Below are 12519 nucleotides of genomic sequence, written 5' to 3'. Positions count from 1 at the left end.
CCTCAGATCAGGCTGGGGGTCTGGCGGGTCGTCCCGGCCGGGGAAGCGAAGGCGGTCAGGTCGTCCTGAGCCTGTGGGTGTTCGGTGTCGTAAAGCGTGGCCCGGCCCGCGACGCGCGGCGGCCAGATGGCGATGTCTTTCGTGACCGTGGCGCCGTAGCGCAGCAGTTCTTCGGGGCGCGAGCGGGTGCGATCCAGCGCCACGATGCGGGTGCCCAGCGTGAACGCCTCGCGCAGGTCATGGGTGACCATGACCACGGTCATCGGCAGTTCATTCCACAGGCGTTTCATCAGGTGGTGGATCTCGGTGCGGATGCCGGGGTCCAGCGCACCGAAGGGTTCATCCAGCAGCAACACGCGGGGTTTCATCATCAGCGCCTGCGCCAGGGCCAGGCGTTGCTGCATCCCGCCCGAAAGCTGCGCGGGGTATTTCGCCTCGGCCCCGGCGAGGCCGACGGCGGCGATCATTTCGCGGGCCTGATCTGCCAGCGCGCGGCGGGCGGCGCCGAAACTGCGCCCGGTCAGCCGGTTGGCCTGAAGTTCCGGCCCGAGCATCACATTGCCCAGCACCGTCAGATGCGGAAAGACCGAGTAGCGCTGATAGACCACGCCGCGATCCGGGCCGGGTTCGGGCGGCAAGGGGGTTCCGTCCAGCAGGATGCGCCCACGGGTCGGCTGTTCCTGCCCCAGCAGCATCCGCAGCAGCGTGGTCTTGCCGCAGCCCGACGGGCCGACCAGCGCCACGAAACTGCGCGGCGCAATCTCCAGCGTCAGGTTTTCCAGCACGATCTGGTCGCCATATTCCTTCCAGACGTTTTCGATGGACAGGGCGGTCATCGCGCGCCCTCCAGTTCCGACCAGGGGAACAGCTTGCGGCGCAGCCGGTCGAGGCCGTAATCGGCGAGGGCGGCCAGAAGGGTGATCCAGGCGACATAGGGAAAGATCACGTCCATGGACAGGTAACGGCGCACGAGGAAGATGCGGTAGCCAAGGCCGCTGTCTGCCGAAATCGCCTCGGCCGCGATCAGGAACAGGAAGGCCGGGCCAAGTTGCAGGCGCAGTGCGGTCAGCAACCGGGGCAGCACCTGCGGCAGCACCACGCGCAACCCGATCAGCCAGGTGGAGGCCGACAGGGTTTCGGCCTTCACGATCTGTTCGCGCGGCAGATCCAGCACCTTCTGCGCCAGATCGCGGACCATGATCGGCGCCACGCCGATCACGATGAGGGTGATCTTCGATGTCTCGCCTAAGCCCATCACGATGAACAGCACCGGCAGCAGCGCCAGCGGCGGCACCATCGACACAAAACCGATGAACGGCGCCAGCAGGGCGCGCAAGACGGGCAGCATCCCCACCGCCATGCCGACCAGAAGCGCGATGAGGGTGGCAAGGCCCAGCCCCGCCGCCAGCCGCCCGAGGCTGGCGAGGGTATCGGTCCAGAACAGATAGGCGCCGCTGCGCGGATCGGCGGTGAAGGCCATGCGGTCGATCGCGTCGGCCAGCGTGGTCAGCGCGGGCAGCAGCTTGTCATTGGGGTTTTCGGCCAGCCGCAGCGCCGAGCCCAGCAGATAGGCCAGCACCAGCGCCACGAAGGGCAGGGTTTTCAGCACGGCCCCCGCCCCCGGTGACAGCCGCTGATTGATCAGCCGCATATCCGGCGCCCGCTTACAGCGCGCCGTCGGCGGCGAGTTTCATGTAGGTGTCGGAAAAGCGCAGCTTGATATTGGCCGCATCGCCCAGCACCACGCCGCCCGGCATCTCGATCCCGATGACATCGGCAGAGGGCGCGCCAGAGCCGAGCAATCCCTTGTCGAACAGGAAGCCGCGCACGAGATCCATGGTTTTGGGCAGATCGGGCGAGGTGGTGAAGGCCACGGCATCACCCGGCTTGTCGAACAGTTTGGTGGCGGCCATCTGCGATTCGAACCCGGCCTGATCGGTGCCCGAGGCGGCGCCCATCGCCGCGCGCGCGGCGGCGCCTTCGGGCGTGTCGGCGGTCATCAGGGTGGCGGTTTCATACCAGATGCCCGCCAGCGCCTTGCCGAAATCGGGGTTGTCGGCCAGCACTTCGGTATTGGCGACCATCAGGTCGATGATCTCGCCGGGGATCTGCGCGCTGTCGAACACCTTGGTGGCATCGGGCAGGGCGGCGATTTCGGCAACCATCGGGTTCCAGGTGACCATGGCGGTCACGTCGGGCGTCTGGAAGGCGCCGACCATGTCGGGATCGGCGGTGTTGATGACCTTCACGTCCTGTTCGGTCATCCCCACGCTGTCCAGCGCGCGGGCCAGCAGGTAATGCGAGACGGAAAACTCCACAAGGTTCACGTCGCGGCCCTTGATGTCGGCCAGCGTGCCGGGGCCTTTCAGCAGCACCGCGTCATTGCCCGCCGAGAAATCACCGACGATGACGGCGGTGGTATCTACCCCGCCCGCCGCCGGGATCGACAACCCGTCCATGTTGGTCAGCGTCACGGCGTCATAGCTGCCGGCGGTGTATTGGTTGATCGATTCGACGTAATCGTTGAACTGGGTGACTTCGATGGTCAGGCCGTATTTGTCGGCCCATTTCTTGACGATGCCGGTATCCGAGGCATAGCCCCACGGCATCCAGCCGACATAGATCGACCACGCGACCTTGAAATCGGTTTTCGGCGCGGCGAAGGCGGGGGTCAGAAAGCCCAAAGTGCCAAGAGCGGCAAGGAGGGCCATCGTGCTTCTGCGGCTGGTCTTCATCGTCAATCCCTTTCGGTTGTGAGAAGGGATTGGAAACACCACGTCATCGCCAATCCCTTGGCTTTGCGAGGTCTCCCGGGTTTTTGTCCCGCCGTGCATCTGGTGGGGATGTCTCTCCCGCCAGCCGCAGCTCTCGGACCAGACACATCGGATGATGCCGGAACCCTAGCCGCTATACTCACCCTCAGGCTAGGAACCGGGCGGCGGCGCTGTCAAAGGCGCGGCGCGGATGCTGCGGCTGCGGCAAGGGTTTGCCTGTATTTGCAGCGCGTTTTTGCCGCGCTGCGCATTCTGCGGGCGGGGTAAGGTCAGCCGGTGGCGCCCAGCACCTGCGCGGCGGCGGCTTCGGAGCGCAGCATGTCGGCCAGCGTCAGCGATTCGATGATCAGCAGGTAAGACCAGAACACCTCGGCAAACACCTTGCGGATGCGGCAGGTGGCCTCGTCGGTGCAATCTTCGCAGCGCTGATAGGCGCGGCGCGACAGGCAGGGCAGCGGGGCGATGGGGCCGTCGATCAGGCGCAGCAGTTCGGAAATGGAGATTTCGGCCGGGGCGGTGACAAGGCTGTAGCCGCCCGAGCGTCCGCGGATCGAGCTGATATAGCCCGCATTGCGCAGTTCCAGCAGGATATGTTCCAGAAACCGCTTGGGCGTACCGGAGCGTTTGGCGATCTCTTCGATCGTCAGCGGCTCGGGCGCGGGTTTCGCGGCCTCGTCGGCGAGGGCCAGCAGGCCCTTCAGAGCATATTTCATTTTCTGCGTGATCATGGCGCAGCCCTAAGACCATCCGCGCGCAGAATCAACTCGCAGATGCGGAATTCGCGCGATTGGCCTGCGCGTGCCCATCTTTCTGCGGTTGCATTGATCAGGATCAACGTGCCCCCGGCGCCGGGGCCTCAAACAGGCGGCAGATGCTGCGGCGCGGCGGGCAAGGGCTGTCACATTGCGGAAACGCACAGGTGTCAGCGTTCCGGCAAGAATTTCATCGGCAGGCGGGACAGGAGCGGATCATGGGAATGCTTGAGGGGAAATGTGGCCTTGTCGTGGGTATTGCCAACGACCTGTCGATCGCCACCGGCTGCGCGCGGGCCTTCGTGCGCGAAGGGGCCGAGATCGCGGTGACCTATCAGGGCGAAAAGGCCCGCCGTTTTGTGGAGCCGGTGGCGCAGGCGCTGGGGGCCGACCCTTTCCTGCCGCTGGATGTGCGCAGCGAGGACGAGATCGCGGCGGTGTTCGCGGCGGTGGCGCAGAAATGGGGGCGGCTGGACTTCCTGCTGCATTCCATCGCCTTCTGCCGCGCCGAGGATCTGCATGGCGGCATTGTGGACTGTTCGCGCGAGGGGTTTGCCGAGGCGATGGATGTTTCGGTGCATTCCTTCCTGCGGCTGGCGCGGGCGGCCCGGCCCTTGATGACGGACGGCGGCGCGCTGCTGACGGTCAGCTATTATGGCGCCGAGAAGGTGGTGGAGAATTACAACGTCATGGGGCCGGTGAAATCGGCGCTGGAAGGGGCGGTGCGCTATATGGCCGCCGAACTGGGGGCCGAGGGCATCCGCGTCAACGCCATCTCGCCGGGGCCGCTGATGACGCGGGCCGGTTCGGGGATTGCGCATTTCGATGCGCTGATCGACGCGGCACGCGAACGCGCCCCCGAACGGCGCTTGGTCACGATCGAGGATGTGGGCAATATGGCGGCGGGCCTTGCCTCGGATCTTTCGCGCAGTGTCACGGGCAATATCGCCTATGTCGATGCGGGTTATCATGTCATGGCCTGACGGGCCGCAACCCGGAACTGGAAGGGCGAAAGCGTGCAATTCATCGAGAACCGGACGTTTGACGAAATCAGGATCGGCGACAGTGCCGAGCAAAGCCGGGTGCTGCGGCTGGAAGACATCGAGATCTTCGCCGCCATGTCGGGCGATGTGAACCCGGCGCATGTCGATGCGGAATATGCGCTGTCGGACCGGTTTCACCGGGTCATTGCCCATGGCATGTGGGGCGGCGCGCTGATTTCGGCGGTGCTGGGCACCGAATTGCCGGGACCGGGGACGATCTACCTCAACCAGAATCTCAGCTTTCGCCGCCCGGTGGGGCTGGGTGACCGGGTGACGGTGCGGGTAACGGTCAGCGCGATGGACCCGGACAGCCATAAGGTGACGCTGGATTGCCTGTGCAGCAATCAGGACGGGTTGCCGGTGATCACCGGGCAGGCCGAGGTCATCGCACCGACAGAAAAGGTGCGCCGCCCGCGCGTCGTGGTGCCGGAGCTGCATTTGCATACGGCGGGCGCCCGGCATCGGGCGCTGATCGCGGCGGCGGCCAAGCTGGCGCCGGTGCGCACGGCGGTGGTGCATCCCTGCGACGCGCTGTCCTTGCAAGGCGCGCTGGAGGCGGCGACGGCGGGGCTGATCGTGCCGGTTCTGGTCGGACCGCGGGCGAAGATCGAAGCGGCGGCGCAGGCCACGGGGCAAAGCCTTGACGGGGTGGAACTGATCGACGTGCCGCACAGCCATGCTGCAGCAGAGCGCGCGGTGGCGCTGGTGCGCGAGGGGTGTGTGCAGGCGCTGATGAAGGGCAAGCTGCATACCGACGAGCTGATGGAACCGATGGTGGATCGCGCCACCGGGCTGCGCACCGAACGGCGGATGAGCCATATCTTCGCGCTGGATGTGCCGCATTACGCCAAGCCGCTGTTCATCACCGATGCGGCGATCAACATCTTTCCCGATCTGGATACCAAGCGCGACATCATCCAGAACGCCATCGACCTTGCCCGTGCGCTGGGCCTTGCCCGGCCCAAGGTGGCGATCCTGTCGGCGGTCGAGACGATCAACCCGAAAATCCCCTCGACCCTTGATGCGGCAGCGTTGTGCAAGATGTGGGAGCGCGGGCAGATCAGCGGCGGCGTGCTGGACGGGCCGCTGGCCTTTGACAATGCGGTGTCGAAAGCGGCGGCGGAAGCGAAGGGGATCACCTCGGAGGTGGCGGGGGATGCCGACATCCTTGTCGTGCCGGATCTGGAGGCGGGCAATATGGTGGCCAAGCAGTTGATCCATCTGGCGGGGGCCGATGCGGCGGGCATCGTGCTGGGCGCGCGGGTGCCGGTGATCCTGACCAGCCGGTCCGACGGGGCGCAATCGCGGCTGGCCTCTTGCGCGCTGGCGCAGCTTTACACCCATTGGAAGGCCGGGGGCGCGGCATGAGCGACGCGGTTCTAGTGCTGAATGCCGGGTCGTCCAGCATCAAGTTCGCGGTCTATCCGGCCAGAGCGGGTGAAGATGCGGCGCTGCTGGGCGGCAAGATCACCGGGATCGGGACGCGGGCGGTGTTCGCGGCGCGCGATGGGGATGGCGCGGCGATGGCGCCGGGGCCGATGGGCGATGTGGCGGCGCTGGATCATCACGCGCTGATCGCCCGGCTGGTGGATTGGCTGGACAGCCACCACGAGGGGATCGCCATCGTTGCGGCGGGGCATCGCGTGGTGCATGGCGGGCAGCGCTTCGCCGCGCCCTGCCGGATCACGCCGCAGACCATGGCAGACTTGCAGGCGCTGGCGCCGCTGGCGCCGCTGCACCAGCCGCACAACCTCGATGCCATTGCCGCGCTGACCGCGCGCGCGCCGGATCTGCCGCAGGTGGCCTGTTTCGACACGGCCTTTCACCGCAGCCAGCCGCATCTGGCGCAATTGTTCGCCCTGCCGCGCCATTTCGCCGACGAGGGGATCTTGCGCTATGGCTTTCACGGCCTGTCCTACGACTATATCGCGGGCATCCTGCCTGACCATCTTGGCGCGCAGGCGGAAGGGCGGGTGATCGTGGCGCATCTGGGCAATGGCGCCAGCATGTGTGCGATGCAGGGGCGCAAAAGCGTTGCCTCGACCATGGGTTTCACCGCGCTGGACGGGTTGATGATGGGGCAACGCTGCGGCGCGCTGGATGCCGGTGTGGTGCTGCATCTGATCCAGACGCTGGGGATGAGCGCGCAGGCGGTGCAGGATCTGCTGTATCACGAGGCGGGGTTGCTGGGGGTATCGGGCCTGAGCAACGACATGGCGACGCTGGAGCGCAGCACCGACCCCCATGCGCGCGAGGCCATCGCGCTGTTCTGCTATCGCGCGGCGCGGGAACTGGGCAGCCTGGCGGCGGCGCTGCAGGGGCTGGATGCGCTGGTGTTCACCGCAGGCATCGGGGAAAATTCGGCGCTGTGCCGGGCCTTGATCTGCGATTATCTGGGCTGGATGGGGGTCGCGCTGGACGCGGATGCCAACCGCGCCCATGCCACGGTGATCAGCGCACCGGGCGCGCGGATGCCGGTGCTGGTGCTGCCCACCAACGAGGAACTGGTGGTGGCGCAGGGCGTGCGGCGCGTGCTGGCACAGGGTTGACCGGCCCGCCGGTGGACGCCCCGGCGGTTTTGCCCTAAAGACACCGCCACGCGCGGCCCCATCCCGAGCCGCAGACGGCGAGCAGAGCGGAGACGGCAGCAGTGCAGGCGACAGGGCAGAGCGATCAACCGGACACGGGGCAGGGCATGGCGCATCGCCTGTCGGTCGCGCCGATGATGGACTGGACGGATCGCCATTGTCGCTTCTTCCATCGGCTTATGACCCGGCGCGCGATGCTGTATACCGAAATGGTCACCGCGCCCGCGATCCTGCATGGGCCGAAGCCCCGGTTGCTGGATTTCAGCGCCGAAGAACATCCCATTGCGTTGCAACTCGGCGGCTCCGATCCGGCGGAACTGGCGCGGGCCACGGCGATTGCGCAAGGCTGGGGTTATGACGAGATCAACCTCAACTGCGGCTGCCCGTCGGACAGGGTGCAATCGGGCTGTTTCGGCGCGGTGTTGATGGAGCGGCCCGCGCTGGTGGCCGATTGCATGGCGGCGATGCGGGCGGAAAGCGATGTGCCGGTGACGGTGAAATGCCGGATCGGTGTGGATGACCAGATCCCCGAGGAGGTGCTGCCGCGCTTCATCGAGACGGTGGCTGCGGCCGGGGTCACGCATTTCGTGATCCATGCGCGCAAGGCCTGGCTTCAGGGCCTCAGCCCCAAGGAAAACCGCGAGATCCCGCCGCTGGATTATCCGCTGGTGCTGGCGATGAAGCGGCGCTTCCCGGACCTGACCATCTGTCTGAATGGCGGGGTGGCGAGCCTTGCGCAGGCGCGCGCGCTGCTGGATCAGGGGCTGGACGGGGTGATGATCGGGCGCGCGGCCTATCACGATCCGGGCAGCACGCTGATCGGGGCGGATGCGCTGTGGGGCGACGGGTTCGCACCGGATGCCTTTGCCGTGGTGGAGGCGATGCGCCCCTATATCGCGGCGCATCTGGAGGGCGGTGGGCGGCTGCACCAGATCACCCGCCATATGCTGGGCCTGTTCACCGGGCGGCCCGGTGCGCGCGGCTGGCGGCGGGTGCTGTCCGAGGGCGTGTCGCGGCCCGGCGCGGGGCTGCCGCTGATCGACGCGGCACTGGCCGAGGTTCAGGCGCTGGCTTGAACCTCCGGCAAGCGGGCGACCAGCGCCGACAGCAGCAGCGCCAGCAGACCGCACAGCGCAATCGCCCCCAGCATCGGCAGCACCGTGCCATCGAAGAACGGCGCGGCGGCGGCAGTCATCGCGCCGCCCACCAGCATTTGCATCGTGCCGCCCAGCGACGAGGCCAGACCGGCGATCGGCCCGTGTTCCTCCAGCGCCATCACCATGGCGGTGGGGATGATCAGGCCAAGGCAGGCATTGGCGCAGAACAGCCCGGCCATGGTCAGCGCCAGCCCGGACACGCCGCCCAGTGCCAGCAGGAACAGTGCAATGGTGAACAGCGCAAACCCTGCCGTCGCCCGCACCATCACCCGCTGCGCCCCGAAGCGCTGTCCCAGCTTTGCCGCCATCTGTGACGCCGCAAAGAACCCCAGCGCATTCACCGCGAAGGCCAGCGAGAACTGGGTGGGGCTGAGCCCGAAATCCTCGGCATAGACAAACGAGGCCGACGCGATGAAGACGAAAAAGCTGGCCATGCCAAAACCGCCGAGGAAGGTCAGCGCCATGAAGCCCTTGTGGGTCAACAGCTTGGCTGCACCGTCGCGCATCGCGCGCAGCGAGACCGGCTGGCGTTGCGCCACCGGCAGGGTTTCGGCCAGCAACAGCCGCGTCATCGCCAGAGAGACCAGCGCCGCCACGGCCAGCACGCCAAAGATTGCCCGCCATTCCACCAGAAGGATCAGCCCGGCCCCGGCCAGCGGCGCCAGAAACGGCGAGACCGAGATCACCAGCATGATTGCCGCCATCATCCGCGTCGCCTCGTGCCCGGTATGCATGTCGCGGATCACCGCGCGCGGCACCACCATCACCGCCGCCCCGCCAAGGCCCTGCACCACACGCCCGGCGATCAGCCAGCCCGCCGTCGGCGCCAGCGTGCACAGGATCGAGCCGAGCAGAAAGATCGCCAAACCCACATACAGCGGCAGCTTGCGCCCCACCTGATCGGACCACGGGCCATAGACCAGTTGCGCCAGACCGAAGGCCGCGAAATAGCCGGTGATCGTGCCCTGCATCACCGGAACCGAGGCGCCCAGATCGGCGCCGATCACGGGTAGGGCGGGCAGATACATGTCGATGGCAAAGGGGCCGACGGCTGACAGAAGCCCAAGCACAAGCGCCGGGCGCAACAGGGAAGCAGACATGACCGTCTCCGCAGGCAACAGGGGGAAGGCGGCACTTTCCGAAATGCCGCAGTGCAGAGTAACCTTTCGCGTGGGCAAGGACAATCCGGCTCTGGCCGTTGCCGGAGCGGCGCGCTAAGCCTGACCTGCCGGAACGCTGGCCCCCGAATTGCTGCAAGGAGCACCCATGCCGGATTTCATCACCGTTTTGCCGCTGTTCGGGCTGCTGGTCGTCATCGGTGGCGTGGCCGGGGTCATTGCCGGGCTGCTGGGGGTGGGGGGCGGCATCGTGCTGGTGCCCGCGTTCTTCTACACCTTCGCGCATCTGGGCTATGACGGGCCGCAACTGATGCAGGTCTGCCTTGGCACCTCGCTGGCCACGATCATGGCCACGGCGATGCGGTCGGTGAACGGCCACAACCGCAAGGGCGCGGTGGATTGGGATGTGCTGAAGGGCTGGGCGCCGTTCATCGGCACGGGCGCGGTGCTGGGGTTCCTGCTGGCGGCGCAGCTCAAATCCACCACGCTGCAGGCGGTGTTCGGCGTGCTGGGCCTGATCGCGGGCGCCTATATGGCTTTTGGCCGGGCCGAATGGCGGCTGGGCGAGGCGATGCCGACCGGCCCCGGCAAATGGGCGCTTGGCGGTGGGGTGGGCTTTCTGTCGGTGCTGATGGGCATCGGTGGCGGCACGTTCGGCGTGCCGATGATGACGCTTTACAACATGCCGATCCACCGCGCCGTCGGCACCGCCTCTGGCTTCGGCCTCATCATCGCCATCCCGTCCGCCATCGGCTTTCTGACCATGCGGATCGACGGTGCGCCGCCCTTCACGCTGGGCGCCGTCAACCTGCCGGCCTTCGTGGTGATCGTGGCCATGACGCTGCTGACCACACCGCTCGGCGTGCGGCTGGCCCATGCGATGAACCCCAAACCGCTGAAACGCGCCTTTGCGGTGTTCCTGATCCTCGTCGCGCTGAACATGCTGCGCAAGGTCGCGGGGTTCTGACCTGCCTTCTTCTTTGTAAAAATACCCCCGCCGGAGGCGCCGACGCTGCCGCAGTCCCGCCCTGTGGTGACAAGCCCGGCACCGCCGCGCGCCATGGCAATCGGGCCGACGGGGCTCGATGCCCCCGAGGGCCGGGCTCCGTCGAAGGCTCAGCCCTCTTGCCGCCCCATCCGCCCGCCGCGCCGCTTGTGCAACCGGGGCGCCCGACCCGGCAGGTCGGCCATCACCGCGCGCCGTGCCTCGGGCGTCATCCGCGACCAGGCGCCGATCTCTTCCAATGTGCGCAGGCAACCGACGCAGATCCGTTCCACCGGATGCACGGAACACAGCTTCACACAGGGGCTTTCCACCTCGTTGCGCTTCCAGACCTCGTCGTTATTCATCCGACATGCTCCGCCGCAGATGCGCCAGCCGGTCCAGCGCCCCTTGCAGGATAAACCCGGCAGCCACATGGTCGATCACCTCGGCGCGACGTTTGCGAGACGTATCCGCCTCCAGCAGCGCCCGTTCGGCGGCAACGGTGGACAAACGCTCGTCCCAGAACAGCAGGGGCAAGGGGCAGAGCCGTGCCAGATTGCGGGCGAAGGCACGGGTCGCCTGCGCGCGCGGTCCCTCGCTGCCATCCATGTTGCGCGGCAGGCCCAGCACCAGCCCGCCGATGCGCCGATCTGCCACAATCTTCAGCAGCGCCTCGGCATCCTGCGTGAACTTCACCCGCCGGATCGTCAGCAAGGGTGTCGCGACCGATCGCATCACATCCGACACCGCCACCCCGATGGTCTTGTCGCCGAAATCAAGGCCCGCCAGCGCCTGCATCGGCGGCAGCGCGGCTGCGAATTCCACCGCATCGTCATGGCTCATGGTGCCACCCCCGCCGCTTGTGCCGCCGCACCGATGGTGGCCAGCGCGCCGTCCTGCCCGGCATAGGCTGCCTGCGCCGCCGCCCATTGCTCCGCTGCCTCGTCCTTGCGCCCCAGCACGCCCAGCGCGTTGATCAGTTGCGCCCATTCTTCGGGCGAGCCGCCTGCGCTGCCCAGCCGATCCGACAATTGTTGCACCATGCCCTCGATCATCGCCGCGCGGTCCCCGGCGCCCATGCCTGCCGCCGCCTGCAGCGCCGCCGCATCCGGCCCCTTCACGCCTGCGCCGGGCGGAGTATAGCGCACACCCGCCTTGTCGGCGATCTCGCCGATCCGGGCACGCAGCACTGGCATCCACGGCGCATCGGCGGGCGAGCCTTCCAGCAGGTCGCGCCACAGCACGAAAGCCCGGTCAGCCCGGCCCAGTTGCGCGAACATCAGCCCGGCATAATAGCGCGCGGTGCCGTTCTGCGGGTCCAGCGCCAGGGCTTTCGACAGTTCCGCCTCGGCCTCGGGCGCGACATAGCCGCCCGCCGCGAAGATCAGCAGTTCCGCCAGCCCGGCGTGATCCTCTGCCGTCGCCTTGTCACCCAGCAGATCGATCACCTGCCGCTGCGCCGTGTAGGCCGCCTTGAAATCGCCCAGCCGCGCCTCGTTCTGCGCCAGAAGCCGCCGTCCCTGGATGTCCTGAGGGCGCTGCGCCACCGTGGCGCGCAGTTTGGCCATCAGATCCAGAAACTCGGGTTCGGCCTGAACGGCAGGTGGCCTGGGCGCATCGGCCTCGGCGGCGGCCTGATCGGGGCGGCTGCGGTGCAGCTCTTCCGCCTGGGCCAGCCGCGCGGTCAGCGGCATGTCGGGATAGCCCGGCGCGCCCAGATGCCAATACAGCGCCACCGAGCCTGCCAGCAGCAGGACGATGAACCCGATCAGCAGGGTGCCACCGGGGCCGCGCGTCTCGCCCGCGCCCCCTGCCTGACGGGTCAGGCGGTCGGTTTCCAGAATCCGGCGCGACACTTCGGTTTTCAGCCGCGTGGCCTCCTCCGTCGCAATCACGCCGCGGGCCAGATCGCGTTCGATCTCGGCCAGTTGATCGCGATAGACCTGCAGGTCCTGCAAGGCAGGTGCCTCGACCGCGCGGCCCCGCCGTACCCCAAGCACGAGCGCCACCGCCGCCGCCAGCAGCAGGGCCCCCGCCACAAGCCAGAACATCATCATCCGCCGAAACCCCGCACGTCGCCTGTTGCCCCTCATGTAGCGGCT

Annotated in this window: 13 protein-coding genes and 1 riboswitch; of the genes, 5 read left to right on the top strand and 8 right to left on the bottom strand. The window is 67.3% G+C overall.

Going from position 1 to position 12519, the window contains the following annotated elements; genetic code table 11:
- Positions 1-2: 2 nt before the first annotated feature.
- From BMX43_RS05840 to BMX43_RS05825, 4 genes are all read right to left on the bottom strand, one after another.
- Entirely contained in the window at positions 3-836 is an 834-nt protein-coding gene (locus tag BMX43_RS05840; RefSeq protein ID WP_091298396.1) for an ABC transporter ATP-binding protein, read from the bottom strand.
- Complete coding sequence (locus tag BMX43_RS05835; protein WP_091298392.1) at positions 833-1651, bottom strand: ABC transporter permease; 819 nt, start codon at positions 1649-1651, stop codon at positions 833-835. Before BMX43_RS05835 ends, BMX43_RS05840 begins: the two co-directional genes overlap by 4 nt.
- 13 nt (positions 1652-1664) lie before the next feature.
- Complete coding sequence (locus BMX43_RS05830; protein WP_245749385.1) at positions 1665-2711, bottom strand: putative urea ABC transporter substrate-binding protein; 1047 nt, start codon at positions 2709-2711, stop codon at positions 1665-1667.
- Positions 2712-2805: 94 nt separating this feature from the next.
- Positions 2806-2915, bottom strand: a riboswitch (guanidine-I (ykkC/yxkD leader).
- Positions 2916-3043: 128 nt separating this feature from the next.
- A complete protein-coding gene (locus BMX43_RS05825; protein ID WP_091298386.1) occupies positions 3044-3502 on the bottom strand; it encodes an RrF2 family transcriptional regulator in 459 nt (152 codons plus the stop codon).
- Between the two features lie 248 nt (positions 3503-3750).
- Here BMX43_RS05825 and fabI point away from each other — a divergent pair, with 248 nt between their 5' ends.
- The 4 genes from fabI to dusA all read left to right on the top strand — a co-directional run bounded on the left by fabI (position 3751) and on the right by dusA (position 8233).
- The gene (fabI, locus tag BMX43_RS05820) at positions 3751-4509 is read left to right on the top strand and encodes an enoyl-ACP reductase FabI (protein WP_091298382.1); all 759 of its coding nucleotides are present in this window, start codon (positions 3751-3753) and stop codon (positions 4507-4509) included.
- Between the two features lie 33 nt (positions 4510-4542).
- Entirely contained in the window at positions 4543-5937 is a 1395-nt protein-coding gene (locus tag BMX43_RS05815; RefSeq protein ID WP_091298379.1) for a bifunctional enoyl-CoA hydratase/phosphate acetyltransferase, read from the top strand.
- A complete protein-coding gene (locus tag BMX43_RS05810) occupies positions 5934-7118 on the top strand; it encodes an acetate/propionate family kinase (RefSeq protein WP_091299076.1) in 1185 nt (394 codons plus the stop codon). Before BMX43_RS05815 ends, BMX43_RS05810 begins: the two co-directional genes overlap by 4 nt.
- Before the next feature lie 173 nt (positions 7119-7291).
- Positions 7292-8233: a tRNA dihydrouridine(20/20a) synthase DusA gene (gene dusA / locus BMX43_RS05805; RefSeq protein WP_245749397.1), complete on the top strand. Its 942-nt coding sequence runs from the start codon at positions 7292-7294 to the stop codon at positions 8231-8233.
- Here dusA and BMX43_RS05800 read toward each other — a convergent pair.
- Complete coding sequence (locus tag BMX43_RS05800) at positions 8218-9414, bottom strand: multidrug effflux MFS transporter (RefSeq protein WP_091298371.1); 1197 nt, start codon at positions 9412-9414, stop codon at positions 8218-8220. The two genes, dusA and BMX43_RS05800, sit on opposite strands and share 16 nt — an antisense overlap.
- 166 nt (positions 9415-9580) lie before the next feature.
- Between BMX43_RS05800 and BMX43_RS05795 the strand changes: the two genes are divergently transcribed.
- Positions 9581-10399 (top strand): sulfite exporter TauE/SafE family protein, encoded by an 819-nt coding sequence (locus BMX43_RS05795; RefSeq protein WP_091298366.1) that lies wholly within the window; start codon positions 9581-9583, stop codon positions 10397-10399.
- A gap of 149 nt (positions 10400-10548) precedes the next feature.
- Here BMX43_RS05795 and BMX43_RS05790 read toward each other — a convergent pair whose 3' ends face one another.
- From BMX43_RS05790 to ccmI, 3 genes are read right to left on the bottom strand one after another with little or no spacing between them, the layout of a single operon-like run.
- Entirely contained in the window at positions 10549-10782 is a 234-nt protein-coding gene (locus BMX43_RS05790; protein WP_091298362.1) for a DUF1289 domain-containing protein, read from the bottom strand.
- A complete protein-coding gene (gene ruvX, locus BMX43_RS05785; protein ID WP_091298359.1) occupies positions 10775-11260 on the bottom strand; it encodes a Holliday junction resolvase RuvX in 486 nt (161 codons plus the stop codon). The genes BMX43_RS05790 and ruvX overlap by 8 nt, the downstream gene beginning before the upstream one ends.
- Entirely contained in the window at positions 11257-12474 is a 1218-nt protein-coding gene (gene ccmI, locus BMX43_RS05780) for a c-type cytochrome biogenesis protein CcmI (protein ID WP_091298356.1), read from the bottom strand. The genes ruvX and ccmI overlap by 4 nt, the downstream gene beginning before the upstream one ends.
- Positions 12475-12519 lie beyond the last annotated feature (45 nt).

Source organism: Gemmobacter aquatilis (genome assembly GCF_900110025.1).
Taxonomy (GTDB): domain Bacteria; phylum Pseudomonadota; class Alphaproteobacteria; order Rhodobacterales; family Rhodobacteraceae; genus Gemmobacter; species Gemmobacter aquatilis.
The sequence above is the reverse complement of the archived record's forward strand: the minus strand, read 5'-3'. Positions and strand labels throughout refer to the sequence as shown.

What these genes read in the sequence shown, in the direction of transcription:
- BMX43_RS05840 (WP_091298396.1), bottom strand. Translation starts at nt 836, where the DNA reads ATGACCGCCCTGTCCATCGAAAACGTCTGGAAGGAATATGGCGACCAG.
- BMX43_RS05835 (WP_091298392.1), bottom strand. Translation starts at nt 1,651, where the DNA reads ATGCGGCTGATCAATCAGCGGCTGTCACCGGGGGCGGGGGCCGTGCTG.
- BMX43_RS05830 (WP_245749385.1), bottom strand. Translation starts at nt 2,711, where the DNA reads ATGGCCCTCCTTGCCGCTCTTGGCACTTTGGGCTTTCTGACCCCCGCC.
- BMX43_RS05825 (WP_091298386.1), bottom strand. Translation starts at nt 3,502, where the DNA reads ATGATCACGCAGAAAATGAAATATGCTCTGAAGGGCCTGCTGGCCCTC.
- fabI (WP_091298382.1), top strand. Translation starts at nt 3,751, where the DNA reads ATGCTTGAGGGGAAATGTGGCCTTGTCGTGGGTATTGCCAACGACCTG.
- BMX43_RS05810 (WP_091299076.1), top strand. Translation starts at nt 5,934, where the DNA reads ATGAGCGACGCGGTTCTAGTGCTGAATGCCGGGTCGTCCAGCATCAAG.
- dusA (WP_245749397.1), top strand. Translation starts at nt 7,292, where the DNA reads ATGATGGACTGGACGGATCGCCATTGTCGCTTCTTCCATCGGCTTATG.
- BMX43_RS05800 (WP_091298371.1), bottom strand. Translation starts at nt 9,414, where the DNA reads ATGTCTGCTTCCCTGTTGCGCCCGGCGCTTGTGCTTGGGCTTCTGTCA.
- BMX43_RS05795 (WP_091298366.1), top strand. Translation starts at nt 9,581, where the DNA reads ATGCCGGATTTCATCACCGTTTTGCCGCTGTTCGGGCTGCTGGTCGTC.
- BMX43_RS05790 (WP_091298362.1), bottom strand. Translation starts at nt 10,782, where the DNA reads ATGAATAACGACGAGGTCTGGAAGCGCAACGAGGTGGAAAGCCCCTGT.
- ruvX (WP_091298359.1), bottom strand. Translation starts at nt 11,260, where the DNA reads ATGAGCCATGACGATGCGGTGGAATTCGCAGCCGCGCTGCCGCCGATG.
- ccmI (WP_091298356.1), bottom strand. Translation starts at nt 12,474, where the DNA reads ATGATGATGTTCTGGCTTGTGGCGGGGGCCCTGCTGCTGGCGGCGGCG.